Genomic DNA, 14,246 nt, shown 5'->3' with positions numbered 1-14,246 from the left:
CGGCGAACGCCTGACGTCAACCCCTATAGTTGGTTTTGCCAGTTAGAAAGGAGTCGTCGGGCCGATGCGCGCACTACGGCGGTTACCCTCAGACGTGCCAGAACCACGCCCCCACCTCGGTGAACCGCTCGCCCTGGACCTGCTCAACACCCGCTGGATCGCGGCGACGGGACCCCAGGACCTGCTCACCGACGTGTCCGGGCTGCGCGAGTGGCTGGCCGACAACGACCTCGACCTGCCCGCGGACGAGGAGACGCTGCACGCGCTCGTGACAACCCGGGAAGCGATCCTGCGCGCGGTCCGCGGCGAGACCGCCGACGACCTCAATACCGTCCTGGCGCACGGCCGCATCCGCCGCGCCCTCACCCCGGACGGCCCGGCCGCGCTCCCCGAGGTCGCCGATCCGGCCTGGCTACCCGGCTGGCTCGCCGCCGACAACCTGCTCCACCTGCTGGCGAGCACCCCGGACCGCATCAAGCAGTGCGCGCACCCGCAGTGCATCCTGTACTTCCTGGACACCTCGAAGAACGGCACCCGCCGCTGGCATTCCATGGCGGCCTGCGGCAACCGCGCCAAGGCCACCCGGCACTATGCGAAGAAGACGCAGGCGGAGTAGGCGAACCCGCTGCGGCTCAGAACAATTCGTCGAGCAGGCGGTAGTAGGCCAGCCGCGCAGGATCGGGATCGGGCAGGCCGTAGGCGGCGAAGAAGGCCTCCACCTCGCCGACTCCGAAATCATCGGCGAGATCCCGTGCGGCCAACGCCAGATCGCGGTAGCGGTCCGCGACCCCCAACCGGCCCACATCGATGAGAATCCCACCCGCCAGCACATTCGGCGGCGTGTAATCACCGTGCGCCACAACGAGATCCTCGGCCTCGGGCCGTTCGGCCCAGTACGTTCCATTGGCCCGGACGACCCCGCCACTGAGCCCCTCGTGATCGTCCGACCACGCTGGATTCGGCCCGAGCAGCTGCGCCACGCGCGGCGGTAGCCGCAGCCTCACGCGGATCTGCTCACCATCGCGACTTCGGCACGTCGAATTCCGCGCACAGCGCCCGCCACACGTCGCGTGGATCCACCCCCGCCTCGATGGCCTGGGCCCCCGTCCGCCCGATGGACGGCAGTACATGATCGGTCAGCAGCACGTCTCCCCGCGCCGTCCCGAACTCGGTATGCAACAGCTCCTGGAACTCCGTCAACCGCACGGCCGCGAGCCTACGCCACCGCCCCGCACCCGGGCCAAACCCAGCCACAGCCACCCACCCGCCTCCGACAACCGCCTCACGGTGTACTACCAACCGGCGTCGCGAGCGAAAGTCAGGCGGTGGGTGGGGATTCGACGGCGGCGTGGCAGATTTCGACCGGGTCGGTGACCACGGTGATGCCGGTGGCGGCGGAGTGGGCGGCGGCGGTGTAGGCGGGGTCGTCGAGGATGCGTTTGACGGCGTCGCGGACGGCTTCGGGGGTAACGGGGCGGACCAGGATCGAACTGCCCTGGCGGGCGGCGCGATTGGCGAGTTCCCACTGGTCGCCGCCGCCGGGGACGGTGACGATGGGGACGCCGGCCAGCAGGGATTTGGCGAGCAGGCCGTGGCCGCCGCCGCCGATCACGACCGAGGTGTGGCGCAGGATCTCGTCCTGGCGGCCCAAACCGGCTGTGGCCCAGGATGGGAGGTCGGCGGGCGGGGTGTCGAGCATGGAGACGGCGACCCGGACGCCTGCGCCTTCGAGCGCCTCGAGGGCAATGTCGGCCAGGCCCGCCGTACCGGTCTGGGCGGTCGAGGGGGCGACCATGACCAGGGGGGCGTCACCGGGCGGTAGATCCAGGATGTGGTCGGTCGGCTCCCAGAGCAGCGGGCCGACGAGGTGCGCATTGTCCGGCCAGTCGGGGCGCGGCACCTCGAGGGCGGGCAGGGTGGCGACCAGGCGGGCGGTCGGGCCCGGGTCCTCCGGTGGCAGGCCGATACTGGCGCGGGCCTGCTCGCGTTGCAGTTCCCCGCGCCGGATGGCCCGCGACGTCAGCCCGCGCAGGACCGAGTCCCGGGCGCGCCCGCGCATGCCCTCCCCCGCGGCGAGCCCACTCCCGATGGGCGGCAAGCCCTTCGACGGCAGGTACAGCGGGTGCGGTGACAGCTCCACCCAGGGCAGCCGCAACCGCTCCGCCGCCATCCCGCCCCCGACGGTGAGCACGTCCGACACCACCAGTTCCGGCAGCATGGCGCTCAGATCGGGCAGGATCTCGGTCGAAATATGCGCGGCCCTCTGATGAATCCTGGCGCCCGCGTCACTGTCGTCGTCCTCGGCCCGGGGTGCGAGGCCCTTCAGCCGCCGCACCCCGATCCCGGCCTCCCTGGCCGCGTCGAACCACCGCGGGCTGGTGAACAGCACCGGCTCATCGCCCGCGGCCAGCAACCGCTGACACAACGCCATCGCCGGAAACGCATGCCCCGGATCAGGCCCGGCCACCACCGCTACTCGCACGGCCCCAGGGTGCCACACCCGACCGACGCCCCCGGCACCTTCACCCACTGTGGTGGCCCGTGTCACTCGACCACCAGCGCGCCCGGCGCTGGGACCGGCCGTCGGGCCCGGCCGCTCAGCCCGCGAAGTGGTAGAGCTCGAAGGTCAGGGCGTGGGCACCGGGGACGCCCTCCTTGGGGCCGGCGGTCATTTCCAGGACGGCGCGGGCCTGGGTTTCGGCCGGGTCGGGGCTGAGGGCCTCGAGGTAGCGGCGGTGGGCGGTGAGGGATTCGACGGCGGTCTCGAAGGTGTCGGTGACGTCGAGCCCGTGGCTGCCGTCCGGGACGCCGTAGACGGCGGCCCAGCGTGGCGACCAGGCGGGCAGCTCGGCGAGCTCGGGGTGGATCCATTCGTTGCCCGCGTCGGACACGGCGTCCAGGGCGGCGCGGCCGACGGCGCGGTGGTCGGCGGAGTTGGCGTAGCCGCGGGCCCAGGTGTCGCCGAAGTTGAACAGCACCACCATGTCCGGGCGGTGGCGGCGGATGGCCGCGGCCAGATCCCGGCGCAGGGCCAGGGATTCCTCGATCCGCCCGTCCGGGTGCCCGAGGAATTCCACCTCGCTGACGCCGACGATCTTGGCCGAGGCCCGCTCCTCGTCCTCCCGCAGCGGCCCGCACTCGGCCGGCGGCAGCCCCGCGATCCCCGCCTCGCCACTGCTGACCAGCACGTAGCGAATGTCCTTGCCCTGCCTGGTCCAGCGCGCGACCGCGGCGGCCGCACCGTATTCGATGTCATCGGGATGCGCGGCAATGACGATCCCGCGCTGCCAGTCCTCGGGAAGCTGCTCCATGTCCTGCATTCAACACCAGCCGCCACCGCCCACACATGGCCGACGCGAACTTCGCACCCCACCGCCACGCCGGGGCGTCACAGCATGGCGAGTACGCCCTCGAAGGCCGCTTCCGCCGCCCCGAGCAGCTTCAGATCCGGGCCCAGACGCGACTTTTCGATGCGAACCCCGCCGAAGGCGCGGCTCACCATGCTGCGGCGGTGGACCTGATCACGGACCCGGGTGATGGCCGGTTCGGGGAGCGCGGTGAAGAGGTCGCCGAGCACCACCAGTTCGGGCCCGAGGATATTGACGACATTGACCAGGCCCAGGGTCATCCAGTCGAGGTAATCCGCGAGCCTGGCTTCCCAATCACCCTGCAGCTCACGGAGTTCGGCGACGATCGCCCCGCGCGGGCCGTGCTCGGGCATGCCGAGGGCGCGGCACAGCGCGGCCTCGCCCACCTCGGTCTCCCAGCAGCCTTCGTTGCCGCAGTAGCACTTTCGCCCGCCCGGCCGCACCGTCATGTGGCCGATCTCGCCGAGATACCCCGCGGATCCGCGCAGCAGCGCGCGCTGCGCGATGAGCCCGCCGCCGACCCCGACATCGGCGGAGACGAAGACCGCATCGGCGGCCGTGCGCCCGACACCCCTGGCATGCTCTGCGAGCGCACCGAATTCGGCGTCGTTGCCGACGGTGACGGGCAGGTCCAGCACCGCGTGCAGCCGCTGTCCCAGCGCCACCTCACCCCAGCGCAGGTTGGCGGCATTGTGCACCAGGCCGTCCGCGCGCCGCACCACACCGGGAACGCACACGCCCGCCGCCACCGGCCGCAGGCCCAGATCCTCCGCGAGCATGGCCGCCGATTCCGCGACGTGGGTGATCACCTCGTCCGGTTCCCGTTGCCGCCCACGCAGATTCCAGCTGTTGCGTCCCATGACCTGCCCGCCGAAGCCGACCAGCGCGATCCCCACGTGCTCGACCTGCACATCCACCGCCAGCACCACCGCCGCCTGTGGTTGCGGCAGCACCAGCAGCGAGGGCCGTCCGGCGCCGCGCGCCAGCCGTGGCACCTTCTCCTCCACCACCCCGTCCTCGGCGAGCCCGTCGACGAGCATCTTGATGGTGGACCGATTGAGCCCGAGCTCGACCGCCAGCGCCGCCCGGGTGGCGGGGCCTCCGATGTGTAGCAGCCGCAGGAGGCTCGACCGGTTGAACCGGCGCACCTCGTCCGGTCGGGCGACGGTCATGGACTCGGTAATACCATTGCGCGGCTCAACGGCCCGTAATCGCCACGCGCCGTCTCGAGAGCGCGTCGACGGTCGCGGCGAGCAGCAGCACCAGCCCGGTCACGATGGACACCACGGCCGCGGGCTGTCGCAGCAGGCCCAGCCCGTTCGAAACCACGGCCAGTACCGCGCCGCCGATCACCGCGTCGGCCACCCGGCCCCGGCCGCCGAACAGGGAGGTGCCACCGATCACGGCCGCGCCGACCGCGAACAGCAGGGTGTTGAGCCCGCCCGCCTGCGGATCGACCGAGCCGACCTTCGAGGAGTAGACGATGGCGCCGACCGCCGCGCAGGCCGAGCAGATGACGAAAACACTTGCCCGCAACTGGGTTACGTTGATGCCCGCACGCCGGGCCGCCTCCAGGTTCCCGCCGACGGCATAGATGTGACGGCCGTAGGTGGTGCGGGTCAGCACATAGGTCCCCGCGATCAGCAGCACCAGCACGATCGGAACCACATACGGCACACCGGAGATCACGATCAGCTTGCTGGGTGAACGATTCACCGTGAGCAGCGCCGTCACCACGATCGCGAATCCGCTGAGCGCCACCACTTTCGCCACCACCAGCGGCGTCGGCGACGTGACCAGCCCGCGACGCCGGCGCCGCAGATGCCCGCCCAGCGTGACCGCCGCATAGCCACCGGCCGCCACCACGCACAGCACCCAGCTCCCGGCCGTGGACAGATTCCCGTTCGCCACCGCGTTGAGCACGTGCGAGGAATTGATCCCCAGCACCCCGCCCTCGCCGATGAGCTGCAGGATCACCCCCTGCCACGCCAGGAACAGCGCCAGCGTCACCACGAACGACGGCATCCCGATCTTCGCGATCAGGAACCCGGTGATGCATCCGATGGCCGCGCCCACACACACCGCGAGCAGCATCTCGATCCACGGATTCGCCTGAAACCCGATGACCGTCAGCACGATCCCCAGCACCGAGAACGCCACCCCCGGCCAGATCCGCAGCAGCCCCGCCAGGATCGCGGCCAGCACCAGCATGGCGTTGAACACGAAGAACACCGTGGATCCCATGCCGGTCAACAGGTTCCCGTTGTCGACGTAGTGCATGGCCAGCACCGCCCCCGCCACCCCGGACGCCGTGCCCGCCGACAGATCGATCTCCCCGATCAGCAGCACGAACACGATCCCGATGGCGATGATGGTCTGCCCCGCCCCCTGCGCCAGCAGGTTCGCAATATTGTTGAGCGAGAAGAACACATCCGACATCAGCGAGAACAACACCACCAGCGCGATCAGGCCCAGGATCGCGGGCAGGGACCCGATATCCCCGGCGCGCAGCCGGGCCGCGTAGTCGCGCACGGCTTCTCGCGTCGACCGGGTCGTGGTGTCGATCCCGAAGTCGGTGATGGCGGTACCCGGTTCGGCCGCCGCCGATTCCGAAACATTGGTCATAGCAGTGGCTTCCTCACAGCACCGCGGCTTCCGGCCGCGCCAAGCCCAGATCGCCGGAACGCCCGGCGGTGATCAACTCCACCACCTGGCCGGTGGTGACATCGGCGGTCCGCACCTGCGCGGCCATCCGGCCCAGGTACAGCACCGCGATCCGATCGGCGACCTCGAACACGTCGGCCAGGTTGTGGCTGATCAGCACCACCCCCAGCCCCTGTTCGGCCAGCCGTCGCACCAGATCCAGCACCTGCCGGGTCTGCGCCACCCCGAGCGCCGCGGTGGGTTCGTCCAGCAGCACCAGATTGCTGTTCCACAGCACGGCTTTCGCGATGGCCACGGTCTGGCGTTGCCCGCCGGACAGGGCTGCGACCGGGGTGCGCACCGATTTCACGGTGCGCACCCCCAACGAGGCCAGGGTGCGCCGCGCCGCCTCCTCCATGCTCGCCTCGTCCAGCAGCCACGGCTTGCCGCGCTCCCGGCCGAGGAACATATTGGCCACGATGTCGAGGTTGTCGGCCAGGGCCAGGTCCTGGTAGACGACCTCGATGCCGAGCGCCGCCGCATCCTTGGCGCCACGCAGGTGTACGGGTTCGCCACGGAATCGCACTTCGCCGGAGTCGGCGGCGTGGATTCCGGCAACACATTTCACCAGCGTGGATTTGCCCGCGCCATTGTCCCCGACGAGTGCGGTGACCTCTCCCGCCGGCACGGTGAGGTCCACGTCGTGCAGCACGTGCACCGGTCCGAAACTCTTGTTCAGGCCGGTGATCTGGAGCAGCGGCTCACTCATGTCTCTCGATCCTCAGGCGATGCCGAGTTCGGTGCAGGCGGACTTCACGTCGCCCGAGCAGACGTCGGAGGCCTTCACGAAGCCCGAGTCCACCACCTGCTTGACCTCTGCCCTGGTGATCAACTGCGGCTGCAGCAGCACCGATTTCACGTCGCGCTTGCCCTTGGGATCCTGACTCACGCCCTGCGCCAGGGCATCCGCGGCGGCCTTGTCGCCCTTGGCCAGGGCCACAGCGAGTTTCGCCGCGTTCTCGGCCTCCTCCTTGATGGGCTTGAACACGGTCATGTACTGGTCCCCGCGCAGCACCGCCTTGAGGCCGTCCACGGTGGCGTCCTGACCGGTCACCGGTACCTTGCCATTGAGGCCGTTCTTCTTCAGCACCGTGATCACCGCACCGGCCAGGCCGTCATTGGCAGCGACCACACCGTCGACCTTGCCGTTGGCGCCGGTGAGGATCTGCTCGAAGGTGGTGCCGCCCTTCTGGTTGTTCCAGTCGTCGATGGCCTGGCTGCGCACCAGCTTCAGCGCGCCCGAGTCGTACAGGGGCTGGAGCACCTGCTCCTGACCCTGGTGGAACAGGGTCGCGTTGTTGTCGGTCGGCGCGCCCTCGATCTCGACGACCTGCGCGCCCGGCTTGTCCTTCAGCGCGGTGGCCAGTCCCTGGCCCTGCAGGGCGCCGACCTTCACATTGTCGAAAGACACGTAGTAGTCGGAGGATCCGCCGAGGTTGAGGCGGTCGTAGTCGATGGTCGGAATGCCGGCGTGCTTGGCCTTGGCCGCGACCGCGCTGCCCACCTCGCTGTTGATGGAGGCGATGAGCAGCACCTTCACGCCCTTGGCGATCATGCCGTCGGCCAGGCTGGAGAACTTCTGCACATCGCCCTGCGCGTTCTGCACGTCGGCGTCGAATCCGGCCTCGTTCAAGGCTTTCTGCAGCAGCGGCTTGTCGAAGGATTCCCAGCGGGCCGAGGTGGCGGTCTCGGGGAGGATGACCCCGACCGTCCCATTGGCGCCGCCGCCCGACGGCGCACTCGACGAGGAGGTCGTGCTGCTGGAATTGGATCCGCAGGCGGTGAGGGTGAGCAGGCCGGATAGTGCGAGCGCGGCGGCGGCGTAACCCCGTCGGCGTCCGGACTTCGTCGGCGGGAGCGCGCTTTTCGTCCTCATCAGGGTGACCTTTCACGCGGCGGTCGCTGGGTTGCGACAGCACACACGGCATATGTTGTGGGCAACAACATATGCCGTGTGAGTCACTCATATGGGACGTTTCGCCAAATCGATGTGGCCCGGTTCAGGGCAGCAGGATGACCTTTCCACCCGCGTGCCCCTCGATGACCAGCTCGTGCGCCGCGGCCGCCTCCGACAGCGGGAACGTCTTGGCGATCGCCAGATCCAGCTTGCCCGTGGACAATAGCGGCAACAACTCACGCCAGGCATTGCCGCGGATCTCGGTGCCCGGATCGGCCCCGGGACCCATACCGAGGGCCTTGAACCCCTCCGCAGCCGCCCGATCGAAGGCCACGATGGTCGCGATCCGGCTCCGGTCGGCCACCAGTTCCAAAGAGACGTCGATCGCCTCCTCGGTGGCCACCGTGTCGAGCGCAACATCGATTCCGTTGGGGGCCAACGCCTTGACGCGATCAGCCAGCCCCGGGCCGTACGCGACCGGCTCGACACCATAGGCGCGCAAGCGTTCATGCCGGCTCGGCGAGGCCGTGCCGATCACCCGCGCGCCCCGCGCCACCGCCAACTGCGCGGCCAGCGCGCCGACGCTGCCCGCGGCACCGTGGATCAGCACGGTGTCCCCCGGCCCGACGCCGGTCGCGGCGAGCAGATGCACCGCGGTCCCGCCGACACTGAGCACGCCGGCCGCATGCTTCCAGTCCACATCGGCGGGTTTGGGCACGACCCGGGCGGCCGGCACGGTGACGGCGGTGGCGTAGCCGCCGCCCACCGTTGCGATCACCTCGTCGCCGACCGAGATCGGCCCGGCCGGCCCCTCGGCGTCGGGACCCACCGCGGTGACCACTCCGGCCACCTCCAGGCCCAGCCGGATGGGCAATTTACTGGGATCGGTGCCGAACGCACCGCTGTAGAGCTTGTAGTCGAAGGGATTCACCCCGGCGGCCCGCACCGCAATGCTGACCTCACCCGGCCCCGGCTCGGGCACCTCGACCTCGACCAGCGACAAGACTTCCGGTCCACCGTACGCGGTGGCAACGACAGCAGTAGCCATCCCGCGATCATACGAAAAAAGGACCGCCCGTCCCCGCTACCCGGGGCTGGACGGTCCGAAAGTTTCGACCGATCAGAACTTGCTCAGCGGCGACTTGTCCTTCGAGCCCGACACCGCCTTGTACAGCACGTACAGACCGAAGACGATGGCGCTCACCAGCAGAATCGGGAACAGTGCCTTGATCAGCCACCCGAGCACCGCGAAGGCGATCCACACGAGGACGACGACGCCGAGAATCTTCCAGAACATTACTGACCTCCCTAGTCTCCGAACCGCCGTCCGCGCGATCCGACACCATCCATACTGCGTCGCCCGCCTGAGAAAATCACCAGGTCAGCAGCGAAATCCGGGACAGATCAGGGTTCTCCCCGAGTCCCCCGGCCGAGGCAGCAGGCCGCGTTCGCCGGGGCCGCAGCCCGCCGACCTGCAACAGCTCGAGCCACGCCCCGGGAAAGCCCGGTTGACAGCGATGCGGACAGGTCAGGGATTGGCGCGGAAGCGCTGGTCGGCCAGATCGGTGAGGGCCTGGGCCCAGCCGTCGAGGCGGTCGGCGGCGTCGCGCAGGCCGACCATGGCCCAGCCGAGATCGTCGGCGATGGCCGCGCTCTCGGGGACCGCCAGCACCCGGGCCGCGGCCGCGACCATGCCCTCGTATTCGACGACTCCGCCGTCAAGGCGGGTGGAAACGGCCCGAACGTGCTCGCCCAGTGGCGAATTCGCGCCGAGCGCACCGGCGGCCCGCTCCATCGCGACCACATCCTGTGCCAGCGCGTGCAGTGCGGCGGCTCCGGACACGGCTGTTTCCAGGGTGTCGTTGAGATCGTTCTCGGGAAGCCGGCCCGTCCGCGCGATCTGCGAGTGCAGCCCGTGCAGCGCCCGCTCGGCCCGGACCAATCGGGCGATCGACGCTCGCGCCGCGGACCGGATCGGCGGCAGCTTCCGAGGCACGAAAGCGGCCTGCGGCAGCGGCTCCCGGCGCATCACCAGATACCGCCGGGCCGTCACCGCGGTCCCGGTGACCAGCGCGACCGCACCACCACCGACCACGACCACCGCCCAGGCCGGCGCCGAAATCAGCACCAGTCCAACGGTTCCGGCCGTCGTCAACCCCGAAGCCGTTCCCAGCCGGAAACTCCGACGCCGTGCCCGGCGCCGCTTCCGCAGCTCACGCTCCCGCGGATCCGCCCACTTCCGCACGGCCACCAACGCCTGTTCCCCCACACCCCGCAACGTATCCGGCAGCCGCTGCGCCAACTCCTCGGGCTCGAACCCGGTGGGCGCCAACACTTCTCGCACCGCCTCGGTGGCCCGCTCCCGCCGCGCCCGCTTCCGCCGGCCGCCACCCGCAGCACCTGCGCGTGGGCCGCGTCCGGACACGGGTTGCGAGTGAACCGGTGGCTGCACCGTGGATTCACGCGGCGCGTGACCAGCACCCAGTGGCGATCCGCGGTCGATTCGCGGCGCCGTGGATGGCTGCGGCACCGGCGTAGCGGATGCCGAGTGATCAGTGGACCCGGCCGGATGGGGCGAGTGGTGCTCCGGCGCTGACGAAATACTCGATGCCGGTGTGGAAGCCGTTTCAGGCCCGGCGGTTTCGGAGTGCGCCGGAGGCTGCGCGGTTGCGGGCGGCGGGAACGGGGAGGGGAAACCCGGGATGGGGTCGGCGGTTCTGGTGCGGGTGCGGCGCAGAAAACGGGCAGGGGAGGTCGCGGGACTGTTGTCGGCCCGCGATCTCCCCATCGTGCACTACCTTTCGCGCAGCAGTTACTGCTGGGCGGCCTGGCCCTTGTTGAAGTTGGGCTGGGCGGCCGGCTGCGCGGGCTGGCCCTGCGGGATCTGCTGCTGGGTGCCACCGGCGGGCAGCGAGTCGCCGCGCATGGAGGCGCGGATCTGCTCGAGGCGGTTGTGGCCCGCCATCTGGACGCTGGCCTGCTGAACCTCGAGCATGCGGCCCTGGACCGAGTTGCCCGCCAGCTCGGCGGCGCCGAGCGCGTTGGCGTAGCGGCGTTCGATCTTCTCGCGCACCGCGTCCAGGCTGGGGACGGCGCCGGGGGCCGACAGGGTGGAGTCCATCTGCTGCAGCGAGGCCGAGACCTGCTCCTGCATCTTGGCCTGCTCCAGCTGCGAGAGCAGCTTGGTGCGCTCGGCGACCTTCTGCTGCAGCAGCATGGCGTTCTGCTCGACCGCCTTCTTGGCCTGCGCGGCGGCCTGCAGCGACTGGTCGTGCAGCACCTTCAGGTCCTCGACGGACTGTTCGGCGGTCACCAGCTGGGCGGCGAAAGCCTCAGCGGCATTGGTGTATTGGATGGCCTTCTCGGTGTCACCGGCACCGCTGGCCTGGTCGGCCAGCATAACCGCCTGGCGCGCATTGGCATTGAGCTTCTCGACCTCGTCCAGCTGGCGGTTGAGCTTCATCTCCAGCTGGCGCTGGTTGCCGATCACCGACGCGGCCTGCTGCGACAGGGCCTGATGCTGGCGCTGGGCCTCCTCGATGGCCTGCTGGATCTGAACCTTCGGATCCGCATGCTCCTCGATCTTCGAATCGAAGAGGGCCATCAGGTACTTCCAGGCCTTCACGAACGGATTAGCCATCGATTGATCCCGCCTCCATATGACGTGCCGCGCCCCGTAGCGCGACAGTAGTGCGCGACCGTCGCGCACCCCTGTTGTCCCATATCTCCACTGTGCAACGGCCGTTCCGGAGATTTCGGCAACAGCGCGACGCCTCCGGCACGAAGCCTACAGAGAATTTATCCCTTTCGGCTCCACAGCACAGTGATCACTTGGCAGCCACCAGCACCAGACGATCCGACTTCGGGGCCGGAATCACAATGCGGGGGCCGAAAGTTCCATCCCCTGCCAGGGCCACGTCGCCGTCGCCACCCCTCGGGGTAACCTTCGCGGCCACCTTGGCGAGCCCGGCTTTGGCGGGCACTTTGCCGGCTCCCACACCCGCGGTGGCCTTGTCGGCGGCCAGCGCGGTGGCCTTGTCGGCGTCGGCCATGGTGGAACTCACGTCGAAGAGCACCTGCGCCAGTGGCACGTCCAGCGCCTGGCAGATGGCGGCCAGCAGTTCACTGGACGCCTCCTTGCGGCCGCGCTCGACCTCCGACAGGTACCCCAGACTCACGCGCGCGGAGGTCGAGACCTCACGCAGCGTCCGGCTCTGGGCAACCCGAGCGCGCCGCAGGCTTTCCCCGATGGCTTCTCGCAGCAGCGTCATCTCGTTCTCCTCACACTCGTCTCGCCGGACCCAGCGTTTGACTGGACAACGTCCGGCGTCGGCCGCGCGTTCCCGGCCTCGTCACTCGTCCCTGACGATGCGGACGAGCTCGGTGACCGCGGCGCGAACCGCGCCCACCCTGATCGTCCACCGGTCCCCCGACAACTTCAACCGAAGTACCTCGGTGGACTCCGGACCCGCTATACCAAGGAATACCGTGCCGACCGGTCGCCCGTCCTGTGGTTCGGGTCCGGCGACTCCGGTGAGCCCGATTCCCCAGTCCGCTTCGCAGCGGTGACGAGCCCCGACGGCGAGCTGTTCGGCGGTGGTCGCGGATACCGGTCCGTCGGCGGCCAGGGTGTCGGCACTCACACCGGCGAGCGACTGCTTGAGGTCGGTGGCGTAGACGATCAGTCCACCCCGCAGCACCGTGCTGGCGCCCGGAATTCCCGCGATGGTGGCGCTGAGCAGTCCCGCAGTCAATGATTCCGCGGTGGCCACGGTCTGACCGGCGGCGGCGAGCGCGGCCACCAGCTCGGCGGCAGGCGCCGAGGTGACGAGCGGGTCGGGCGGAATGGGCGGAACGGTGGCTACGCGGGACAGCGCGGCCTCGACGTCGGGCCGCACGTCACGCGGCACGGCTGCCGCCCGGCGAGCGGAACCAGAGGCGGGCCGCTTGCACGACGTAGTCGAGACCGGTGACAACCGTCAGCACGACGGCCACATACATCAAGTCCATTCCGGCCGAAGCGAATCCGCCGGAGAGCGGCAGCAACAGCACGGCAATGGCGACGGACTGCACCAGCGTCTTGAGCTTGCCGCCCCGGCCCGCGGGAATCACCCCGCGCCGGACCACGGCCAGCCGCAGCAGGGTCACGCCGAGTTCGCGGGCCACGATGACGATCGTGATCCACCAGGGCAGATCGTGCAGCATCGACAATCCGACGAGCGCGGCCCCGACGAGCGCTTTGTCCGCGATCGGGTCGGCCAGCTTGCCGAAGTCGGTGACCAGGCCGTATTTGCGAGCGAGTTGCCCGTCGATGCGGTCGGTGATGGCGGCGACGCCGAACAGCCCGGCCGCGATCCAGCGCCACTCGGTGTCGTGCCCGCCGTGGGCGAACAGCGCCAGCAGGAACAGCGGCACGATCAGGATGCGCAGCACCGTCAGCACATTGGCGATGTTCAGCAGTGGCACGGCCGGCGGTTCCGCCGCCTCCGGACGGGGCACGGGGGCGAATCCCGGACGCGCTGCGGGACCGGCATCGGTCCAGCGACCCTCCAACTCGTCACGTTGCACGGTCACCAGCGCCCCCACCGGCCGAGACACCGGCCATGGTTTCCGGACCATGCCGGTATGTGGGAGAGCTGGATGTGCGACACACCGATAAGCCTATCGGTACGCGGGCCGACTACTGTGCACCCCATGACAACACGGGCACCTGACAGTGGTTCGATCGGCGGGCATGCGGCGATGGCGCCGATCGTCCGCCGAGCGCGAACCTCTGACGTGCCCGAGATCAAGAGCCTCATCGACATCTACGCCGGCCGGATCCTGCTCGAGAAGAACCTGGTGACGCTGTACGAGGCGGTCCAGGAGTTCTGGGTGGTCGAGCGCGACGGCCAGATTCTCGGCTGCGGCGCGCTGCACGTGCTGTGGGCCGACCTCGGCGAGGTGCGCACGGTCGCGGTGCATCCGGACATCAAGGGCACGGGCGCGGGGCGGCTGATCGTGGAGCAGCTCATCGCGGTCGCCCGCGAGCTGGAGCTGAAGCGGGTGTTCGTGCTGACCTTCGAGGTGGATTTCTTCGCCCGGCACGGGTTCGCGGAGATCGAGGGCACGCCGGTGACCGCGGAGGTGTACGCCGAGATGTGCCGGTCCTACGACACCGGTGTCGCCGAGTTCCTGGATCTGTCCTACGTCAAGCCGAACACGCTCGGGAATACCCGAATGCTGTTGACGCTCTGACCTTCTCCGTATCAGTACCGACTTCGATCAGGAGCGAGAGC

The 14,246-nt window shown here is 69.5% G+C and carries 16 protein-coding genes and 1 pseudogene; 2 read left to right on the top strand and 15 right to left on the bottom strand.

Annotated elements, in window-relative coordinates; genetic code table 11:
* Positions 1 to 94 precede the first annotated feature (94 nt).
* Positions 95 to 616 (top strand): CGNR zinc finger domain-containing protein, encoded by a 522-nt coding sequence (locus ACFXHE_RS16810; protein WP_379383920.1) that lies wholly within the window; start codon positions 95 to 97, stop codon positions 614 to 616.
* Between the two features lie 16 nt (positions 617 to 632).
* Here ACFXHE_RS16810 and ACFXHE_RS16805 read toward each other — a convergent pair.
* The 15 genes and pseudogenes from ACFXHE_RS16805 to pgsA form a co-directional block, all read right to left on the bottom strand.
* Positions 633 to 998 (bottom strand): annotated as a pseudogene (locus tag ACFXHE_RS16805) (phosphotransferase); the annotation flags it as partial.
* A 16-nt stretch (positions 999 to 1,014) separates the two neighbouring features.
* Positions 1,015 to 1,206: a DUF3046 domain-containing protein gene (locus ACFXHE_RS16800; protein ID WP_379383918.1), complete on the bottom strand. Its 192-nt coding sequence runs from the start codon at positions 1,204 to 1,206 to the stop codon at positions 1,015 to 1,017.
* Positions 1,207 to 1,318: 112 nt separating this feature from the next.
* Positions 1,319 to 2,482, bottom strand: coding sequence for a glycosyltransferase (locus ACFXHE_RS16795; RefSeq protein WP_379383916.1), 1,164 nt, complete (start codon positions 2,480 to 2,482; stop codon positions 1,319 to 1,321).
* Between the two features lie 115 nt (positions 2,483 to 2,597).
* Positions 2,598 to 3,311 carry a PIG-L deacetylase family protein gene (locus ACFXHE_RS16790; protein ID WP_379383914.1) on the bottom strand — a complete coding sequence of 238 codons (714 nt, stop codon included), beginning with the start codon at positions 3,309 to 3,311 and terminating at the stop codon, positions 2,598 to 2,600.
* Between the two features lie 77 nt (positions 3,312 to 3,388).
* On the bottom strand, positions 3,389 to 4,540 hold the full coding sequence (locus ACFXHE_RS16785) for an ROK family protein (protein WP_379383912.1): 1,152 nt from the start codon (positions 4,538 to 4,540) through the stop codon (positions 3,389 to 3,391).
* Between the two features lie 25 nt (positions 4,541 to 4,565).
* Positions 4,566 to 5,993 (bottom strand): sugar ABC transporter permease, encoded by a 1,428-nt coding sequence (locus ACFXHE_RS16780; RefSeq protein ID WP_379383910.1) that lies wholly within the window; start codon positions 5,991 to 5,993, stop codon positions 4,566 to 4,568.
* A gap of 13 nt (positions 5,994 to 6,006) precedes the next feature.
* A complete protein-coding gene (locus tag ACFXHE_RS16775; protein ID WP_040859440.1) occupies positions 6,007 to 6,780 on the bottom strand; it encodes an ATP-binding cassette domain-containing protein in 774 nt (257 codons plus the stop codon).
* A gap of 12 nt (positions 6,781 to 6,792) precedes the next feature.
* Complete coding sequence (locus tag ACFXHE_RS16770) at positions 6,793 to 7,947, bottom strand: sugar ABC transporter substrate-binding protein (protein ID WP_379383908.1); 1,155 nt, start codon at positions 7,945 to 7,947, stop codon at positions 6,793 to 6,795.
* Between the two features lie 124 nt (positions 7,948 to 8,071).
* The gene (locus ACFXHE_RS16765; RefSeq protein ID WP_379383906.1) at positions 8,072 to 9,016 is read right to left on the bottom strand and encodes a zinc-binding alcohol dehydrogenase family protein; all 945 of its coding nucleotides are present in this window, start codon (positions 9,014 to 9,016) and stop codon (positions 8,072 to 8,074) included.
* Positions 9,017 to 9,088: 72 nt separating this feature from the next.
* The gene (locus tag ACFXHE_RS16760; RefSeq protein WP_379383904.1) at positions 9,089 to 9,265 is read right to left on the bottom strand and encodes a hypothetical protein; all 177 of its coding nucleotides are present in this window, start codon (positions 9,263 to 9,265) and stop codon (positions 9,089 to 9,091) included.
* 231 nt (positions 9,266 to 9,496) lie between these two features.
* Positions 9,497 to 10,393: a hypothetical protein gene (locus ACFXHE_RS16755; RefSeq protein ID WP_379383902.1), complete on the bottom strand. Its 897-nt coding sequence runs from the start codon at positions 10,391 to 10,393 to the stop codon at positions 9,497 to 9,499.
* Between the two features lie 387 nt (positions 10,394 to 10,780).
* Positions 10,781 to 11,608, bottom strand: coding sequence for a phage shock protein PspA (gene pspA, locus ACFXHE_RS16750; protein ID WP_379383900.1), 828 nt, complete (start codon positions 11,606 to 11,608; stop codon positions 10,781 to 10,783).
* A gap of 187 nt (positions 11,609 to 11,795) precedes the next feature.
* Complete coding sequence (locus ACFXHE_RS16745) at positions 11,796 to 12,239, bottom strand: helix-turn-helix domain-containing protein (RefSeq protein ID WP_379383898.1); 444 nt, start codon at positions 12,237 to 12,239, stop codon at positions 11,796 to 11,798.
* An 81-nt stretch (positions 12,240 to 12,320) separates the two neighbouring features.
* A complete protein-coding gene (locus ACFXHE_RS16740; RefSeq protein ID WP_379384182.1) occupies positions 12,321 to 12,815 on the bottom strand; it encodes a CinA family protein in 495 nt (164 codons plus the stop codon).
* Positions 12,816 to 12,867: 52 nt separating this feature from the next.
* Positions 12,868 to 13,542: a CDP-diacylglycerol--glycerol-3-phosphate 3-phosphatidyltransferase gene (gene pgsA / locus ACFXHE_RS16735; protein WP_379383896.1), complete on the bottom strand. Its 675-nt coding sequence runs from the start codon at positions 13,540 to 13,542 to the stop codon at positions 12,868 to 12,870.
* Positions 13,543 to 13,662: 120 nt separating this feature from the next.
* Between pgsA and ACFXHE_RS16730 the strand changes: the two genes are divergently transcribed.
* On the top strand, positions 13,663 to 14,205 hold the full coding sequence (locus tag ACFXHE_RS16730; protein WP_364615080.1) for an amino-acid N-acetyltransferase: 543 nt from the start codon (positions 13,663 to 13,665) through the stop codon (positions 14,203 to 14,205).
* Positions 14,206 to 14,246 lie beyond the last annotated feature (41 nt).

This window comes from Nocardia sp. NPDC059229 (assembly GCF_042754165.1).
In the GTDB taxonomy this organism is placed as follows: domain Bacteria; phylum Actinomycetota; class Actinomycetes; order Mycobacteriales; family Mycobacteriaceae; genus Nocardia.
This window is presented reverse-complemented; position numbering and strand designations above follow the sequence as displayed.